This is a genomic window from Micromonospora sp. M61 (assembly GCF_018070245.1).
Taxonomy (GTDB): Bacteria; Actinomycetota; Actinomycetes; order Mycobacteriales; family Micromonosporaceae; genus Micromonospora; species Micromonospora zamorensis.
On sequence record NZ_JAGPYA010000002.1, the window covers coordinates 228,036 to 234,370 of the forward strand.

A 6,335-nucleotide genomic window follows, 5' to 3' on the forward strand; every position below is an offset into this window, starting at 1 on the left:
GCGTGAGTCTGCATTTCGTCCTCGACCCCGACCTGACCCCGCAGCTGCGCGCCGAGATCGTCGATCTCTGGGCGGACGTCAGCAACGCCGGCGGCGCCGTCGGTTTCGTGCCGCCGGTCACCGCCGCTGACGTTCACGTCCTCGCCGACCCGACCTTCGCCGGTATCGCCGACGGTCCGGACCGGCTGCTGGTCGGCTACTCCGGCGACCGGCTGGTGGCGGCACTGATCTTCAGTGACAACCGTTTTTCGCTCAAGGCGCACTGGTGTGTGTTGAAGCGGGTGATGGTCCACCCGGACACTCAGGGCGCCGGCTACGGCGCCGCGCTGATGGTCGAGGCGGCCCGGTTGGGGCGGGAGTTCGGCCACGAGGCGTTGCACGTCACTGTGCGCGACGGGTTGGGGTTGGACAGGTTCTACGCCCGTCTCGGTTATCGGGAGATCGGCCGGCTGCCGCGCGCGTTGCGGGTGGCGCCCGGTGACGACCGCGACGAGATCCTGATGTGGCTCGACCTGACGCCGGTCGACTGAGCGGTCAGCCCGCGCACCAACGGGCGTTCGCTCCGGCCGGCTGGGTGGTCGGCGCACCGGTGGTTGGTGCGCTCGCCTTCGCCACCTCGACCGGACGGCGGGCCGGGGTCGGCGTGACAGCGGGTCGACTGCCGGGCGGACGGACCGATGTGGAGGCGCGCGGGGTGGCCGCCACGGCCCCGCGCCCGTACATCCGGACCACGCTGTTCTGCACCTGACCGGGTGCCAGGCGGACGCCGCCGACGGTGGCCCGGTTTCCGTAGACGTCGCTGACGCGGATGCTGAACGGGCCGGGCCCGGCACCGGAGTCGATCAGCCAGTAGTTGTAGTCCTGCCGGGCGGCCGACTGCCACACACCACTGTCGCCCTGCCGGACTTCGACGGACCGCAGCGGGTTGCCGTGATTCCCGACCCGGACGGCGAACCACCACTGCGACGCGCCCTCCTTCATCCGGAAGGTGAGCGGTCCGGGCAGCGGCGGGTTGACCACGGCGCGGTAGGTGACGGGGACGAGGCCCTGGACCGGGTCGGCGATCCGGGCGAACGCCTCGCGGGACAGATCGAGGTGCCCGGGCGCGCACTCCGGGCACTGGTCCATGATCAGCACTCGAACGGTGCCCTTCGGGCCGGTCACGTCGAGGAATCCGCCGCAGGCGGCAGCCGCGGAGTATTCGCTCGGGCCGAGCGCCACGTAGAGCCGGTTGGCCGGGGCGGCGGGGTTCGAGCAGTTGCCGCCGGCACCCTTCGAGTCGTAGAAGGTGGCCTTGCCGCTGTGTGTGGCGTTGCCGGTGGGTGGCGCGGCGGCGAGCGGCCGGGCGGCGGCGCAGGCCGGGGCGGAGCCGGACCGCAGGGTCAGGGTGAGGCCGAGTGCCGCCGCGAGAACGGTGACGCCGGTCGCGACCAGCCAGGGCACCGGGCGGGACGACGACGCGGGCCGCTCCTCGGGAGCATGGTCCAGGTCGATGGTGATGTCGACAGCGCTCTCGTCCGTCACGACGGCGATGCTGCCGGACCCGGGCGCGGGCGGACAAGCCGGCTAAGCCAAAGCTAAGACAGCATCGACGGACGGTGATCGCCGCGTTCCGGTCGTGGGTCGGGCCCGCCCGTCAGGTTGCGAGGACGACCGGGGCTCCCACGGTCAGGGGTCCACTGTCGATCGGCACCAGGTGCAGTCCGAAGAGGAGCTTCTGCTGGACGTTGCGGTGTCGGCCGAGTGTGCGCAGCGGTTCCTTCGTGCGTACCCCGGTTTCCTGGTCCGTGGTGGTCACCACGCACCGGTCGCACGGCCCGGCGGCGCGAAACCGCAGGTCGCCGATGTGCAGCGGCCGGCCGGCCCAGTCATCCTCGGCCCAGGACGGCGCCCCGTCGACCACCAGGTTGGGCCGGAACCGGGTCATCGGCACCGGTTCCTCCCCCGCCTCGGCGAGCCAGCCGTTGAGGGCGTCGAGGGAGGCGGTGTTGGCCAGCAGCAGCGGGTAGGCGTCGGCGAAGCTGACCTGGTCACCGGTGTCGTGTTCACGGTCCCCGGCGGCCAGGTGGCGGGTCGGCTGACCCAGCCAGACCAGCCGGACCGGTCGGCCGAGCAACGCGCCGAGCCAGTCGTCGGCCGCCGGGCCGGCCGGCAGCGCCGGGACCGGGAGCTTGCGGCTGCGGAAGGTGCGCACCGCGACCGGTGCACCCTCGGCCGGTTCGGGCACGTCGAGGTCGGACTGCCCGTCGGCGCTCAGCACCAGACCCCCGGGGCGCACTGTGGCGCGCAGGCCGACCAGCCGGGTGGTCTCGCGTTGGGTGACGCCGACGCCGTCGGCGTCCACGACCATCCAGCGTCGGTCGCCGGCCAGGCCCCACGGCTGCACGAACGCGCCGTCGTGGTCGAGCCGGTGGCAACCCTTGACGGGGTACGTGTGAATCGAGGTCAGCCGCACCCGGTCACCATGCCACGCCGATGCCGTCTCCCGGGTACCAGTGGTTGGCGGGGCTCTCCCGGTAGGCGAGGAACCGCCGGCCGGTGCGCTCGGCGTGCTCGGCGAGCACATTGGTGCTGGTGACGTTGTCGGTGAGCAGGATGGCGCCGGGGGCGAGCTTCGGTTCGACGGCGTCGAACTCGCGTTTCTCGTGGGCGCGACTGTGGTCGCTGTCGTGCAGGAAAAGGTCGACCGGGCGGTCCAGTGCGCCGATCGAGGCGATCGAGTCGCCGATCACCAGGTCGACGACTTCCGACCAGGGCTCGCTGGCGGCCAGGTAGCCGGCCTCGGGGTTGATGTCCAGTGACGTGACCCGACCCGGGTGGCCCTCCTGCGCGTTGCGGAGGAGGGCGGACGCCAGGACGCAGGTGCCCAACCCCTTGTCGACGCCGGTTTCCACCACGTGCGCGGGGTGGGTGGCGCGGACGATCGCGTACCACCCCACGCGTCGGGCGTAGTGGACGTGTTTGTCGGCGAGACCGCGTCGGGCTGCGGTGGCGGTGGCCTGCTCGATGTGCTGGCGCAGCACGTCGTCGGACTCGATTTCGGCGACGTAGCCACGGACCTGCTTGACCGGGATGTCGCAGACCACGCTGACGAACCAGGCCAGGTGGTGACGGCTGAGCTTGGTCAGCTCGTACGTGTAGTTGTGGTGTTCCCGGGAGGCGACCAGCCAACGAGCCGAGATGCGCAGCACCTTGGCGTCGTGGCGGGCGACCCGGGCGAGCCGCTTGGGAAACGCGGCGACGGGTGCGAGTGGGGTACGGGCGATGGCTCGGCGCAGCTGCGTGGCGTCCACCGCTGCTTCATACCAGGTTCGGGCGAACGTCTGGGCGAAAAGTCTTTTGGTCAGGATGTGAAACCATACGGCCCAGACGGGGGCACGTGCGCGTAACCCGCAATCAGTAGCATCGCGGCATGCAGTATCGCCAAGAGTACGCGGAGCCCGAGACCCAGCTCATCGCGGCGCAGCAACCATCGGAGCCGACCAAGCAGGCGCGCACCAAGCGCCCGCGGTGGCAGAAGGTCGCTTTGATCACCTTCGTGATCCTGGCACTGCTCGGCGGCGGCGGGATGATCGCCGGAGGCCTCTACTTCCGTTCGATCAACTCTGGCATCGAGCGGGTCGACGCCTTCGACGGTGTGCCGGAGGCCGAGCGTCCGCAGGTGGGTGAGAACGCCAAGGGCGCCATGAACATCATGATTCTCGGCAGTGACTCGCGCGACCCGGAGAGCGAGGCCGGCTCCCGCACCGACACGATCATCCTGGCTCACCTCCCGAAGGACCGCTCCAGCGCCCAACTCATCTCGATCCCCCGGGACAGCTGGGTCAGCGTGCCGAAGTCGTCAACGGGTCGGGGCGGCAAGGACGCGAAGATCAACGCATCGTTCGCGTGGGGTGGTGTTCCGTTGATGGTGCAGACGGTGGAGAAGTTCACCGGAGTGCGCGTCGACCACGTGGCGATCGTCGACTTCGGAGGCTTCAAGGAAATCGTCGACGCACTGGGCGGCATCAACGTGGACGTGGAGAAGGGTTTCACCACCCTGTACGCGCTGAACGGTAGCCGGACGTTCAAGGCTGGTCAGCAGAAGATGGACGGAGCGGCCGCGCTTGACTACGCACGCGAGCGGCACGCCTTCGCCGACGGCGACTTCGCGCGGATCCGGCACCAGCAGCAGGTCATCAAGGCGATTCTGGACAAGGCTGCATCCGGCGGAACGCTCGCCAACCCGGCCAAGCTGAACTCCTTTGTCAAGGCGACGGCGGACGCGGTTGCCGTGGACAAGGCCATGAACCTGCTTGACCTCGCCTCCCAGATGCGCGATCTGCGCAGTGGCAACCTGACGTTCCTCACCTGCCCCACCAAGGGCACCGGGATGATGGGCACCGAAAGCGTGGTTCTGGTCGACAAGGAGAAGGCCGCGAAGGTCTTCGGAGCGGTCCGCAACGACAACGTTCCGGAGATCCTGTCCGCCGCAAAGTAGGAGCAGGAACTGACTTGCCGGCCATGGTGGCGCACCTCGGCCGATCGTAGAGTTCGGTCGCCCTTCTGGTCGGGACACGTGACCGAGGGCTTTCACGGGGAGGTCCACAAGTGTCAGGCCAGTCTGCGACCAGCCATCCGCCCAAACCGCCGTACGGCGGACGACTCGACGTGCCGGGCGACGGGGGCCGCCTCTACGGTGGCGGCGCCCCACCTGTCCCGCAGTCGAGAGAGCCGGAGCCACAGGCGGAGGCTCCGCCTGAAATAGCCGGGTTGAGCACCACCGCCGTCCTGCCGTACGCCAGGTCCCGCACGTCGTCGCGGACCCGATGGCTGCGAGCGTGGATGATGGTCGCGCCCGTCGACCTGGTGGCGTTGCTCGCGCCGCTGCTGCTGAGCCAGAGCTACTGGCGCGGGACCATCGCCAATGCCGTCCTGACGCTGACCCTCTTCGCTGCCGGCGGCCTCTACCGGCCGCGCCGGCACGTGAGCATCCTCGACGAACTGCCGAGTCTCTGTGGGCGGCTGCTGGCCGCTGGCTCGGTCGTGGCCATCATCGCGGCCGAGCGGCACGCCTCGGTGGCGTACGTCGGCGGTTTCATGCGGGGCGTCGCGCTGTCCGCGTTGTTCGTGATCCTCGGGCGCGCGGCCAGCAGGGCGTTCACCGTCCTGTCCCGCAAGCGTCGGTGGGCGGAGCACAACGCGATCATCGTCGGGGGCGGCCCGATCGGTATCGAACTCGCACGGCTGCTGCGCCGTTATCCGCAGTACGGACTGCGCTTCGTGGGCTGCGTTGACGCTCCGTCACGGCAGGACAACGGCGTGCTTACCCTGAGTGGGACACTGACGGACCTCGAACACCTCGTCCGGCTGTCGGAGTGCGAGGTCCTGATCATCGCCGACCCGGACTGCCACGAGTCGGCCCTCATGGAAACTCTGCTCCAGCCGCGCAGCTCGCGCTGCGATCTGTGGGCCGTGCCCCGGCTGTGGGGATCCCGCTCCCAGAGCGGCTACCCCGACCACATCGGCGCGTTCCCGATCGTCAAGATCGGCGACATCTCGCTGAGCGGCCCGCGGTGGGCCATCAAGCGGGCGTCCGACATGCTGTTTGCGGGGATCGCTCTCCTCCTGCTGAGCCCGGTGCTGCTGCTCTGCACCATCGCCACGTTCATCGATGGTGGCCGGGGCATCTTCTTCTACCAGGAGCGGATCGGCCGGTACGGCAAGCCGTTCAAGGTCATCAAGTTCCGGTCGATGCGTCCCGTGAACGAGCAGGAGTCCCAGACCAACTGGTCCATCGCGCACGACAACCGGGTCGGCCCGATTGGCCGGTTCATGCGCCGGACGTCGCTGGACGAGCTGCCTCAGCTGTGGAACATCCTGCGCGGCGACATGAGCGTGGTCGGGCCACGGCCGGAGCGGCCGTACTTCGTCGAGAAGTTCTCGGCCGAGTACCCGAACTATGCGGCACGCCACCGCGTCCCCGTCGGGCTCACCGGGCTCGCTCAGGTCAGTGGCCTGCGGGGCGACACCCCGATCTCCGACCGGGCGCGGTTCGACAACTACTACATCGAGAACTGGTCGCTGTGGTTGGACGTCAAGGTCGTGCTCCGTACGGTCTCGGAGGTCTTCCGCGGCGGAGGCCGCTGACCGGACGCGAAAACCGCGGGTGATGGCACCGACGTTTCCAGAACCGTCGGCGCCACCACCCGCGGCGCTGTCAGATCACGCGGTGGGTGTGGTCTTGAGGGGTTCCCACCAGGTGCGGTTGTCGCGGTACCAGGCGACGGTGTCGGCGAGGCCGTGGTCGAGGGTGATGCTGGGGGTGTAGCCGAGTTCTTCGCTGATCTTGGTGA

The 6,335-nt window shown here is 69.4% G+C and carries 6 protein-coding genes and 1 pseudogene; 3 read left to right on the plus strand and 4 right to left on the minus strand.

Translation table 11 applies throughout. The features are described from left to right. The first annotated feature begins 2 nt into the window (after positions 1–2). On the plus strand, positions 3–530 hold the full coding sequence (locus KBX34_RS02240; RefSeq protein WP_210792057.1) for a GNAT family N-acetyltransferase: 528 nt from the start codon (positions 3–5) through the stop codon (positions 528–530). Positions 531–534: 4 nt separating this feature from the next. Here KBX34_RS02240 and KBX34_RS02245 read toward each other — a convergent pair whose 3' ends face one another. The 3 genes from KBX34_RS02245 to KBX34_RS02255 form a co-directional block, all read right to left on the minus strand. Further along, on the minus strand, positions 535–1,524 hold the full coding sequence (locus tag KBX34_RS02245) for an expansin EXLX1 family cellulose-binding protein (protein WP_210922963.1): 990 nt from the start codon (positions 1,522–1,524) through the stop codon (positions 535–537). A 112-nt stretch (positions 1,525–1,636) separates the two neighbouring features. Then, positions 1,637–2,455 carry an MOSC domain-containing protein gene (locus KBX34_RS02250; protein WP_210922966.1) on the minus strand — a complete coding sequence of 273 codons (819 nt, stop codon included), beginning with the start codon at positions 2,453–2,455 and terminating at the stop codon, positions 1,637–1,639. A gap of 4 nt (positions 2,456–2,459) precedes the next feature. Beyond that, positions 2,460–3,293, minus strand: a complete 834-nt coding sequence (locus KBX34_RS02255; RefSeq protein WP_210922968.1) for a class I SAM-dependent methyltransferase — start codon at positions 3,291–3,293, stop codon at positions 2,460–2,462. Between the two features lie 275 nt (positions 3,294–3,568). Between KBX34_RS02255 and KBX34_RS02260 the strand changes: the two genes are divergently transcribed. Next, positions 3,569–4,480: an LCP family protein gene (locus KBX34_RS02260; protein ID WP_374223645.1), complete on the plus strand. Its 912-nt coding sequence runs from the start codon at positions 3,569–3,571 to the stop codon at positions 4,478–4,480. Between the two features lie 272 nt (positions 4,481–4,752). Next, entirely contained in the window at positions 4,753–6,129 is a 1,377-nt protein-coding gene (locus KBX34_RS02265; protein ID WP_247667224.1) for a sugar transferase, read from the plus strand. Positions 6,130–6,204: 75 nt separating this feature from the next. Here the strand turns inward: KBX34_RS02265 and KBX34_RS33335 are convergent. Next, a pseudogene (locus KBX34_RS33335) lies at positions 6,205–6,335 on the minus strand (dTDP-glucose 4,6-dehydratase); the annotation flags it as partial.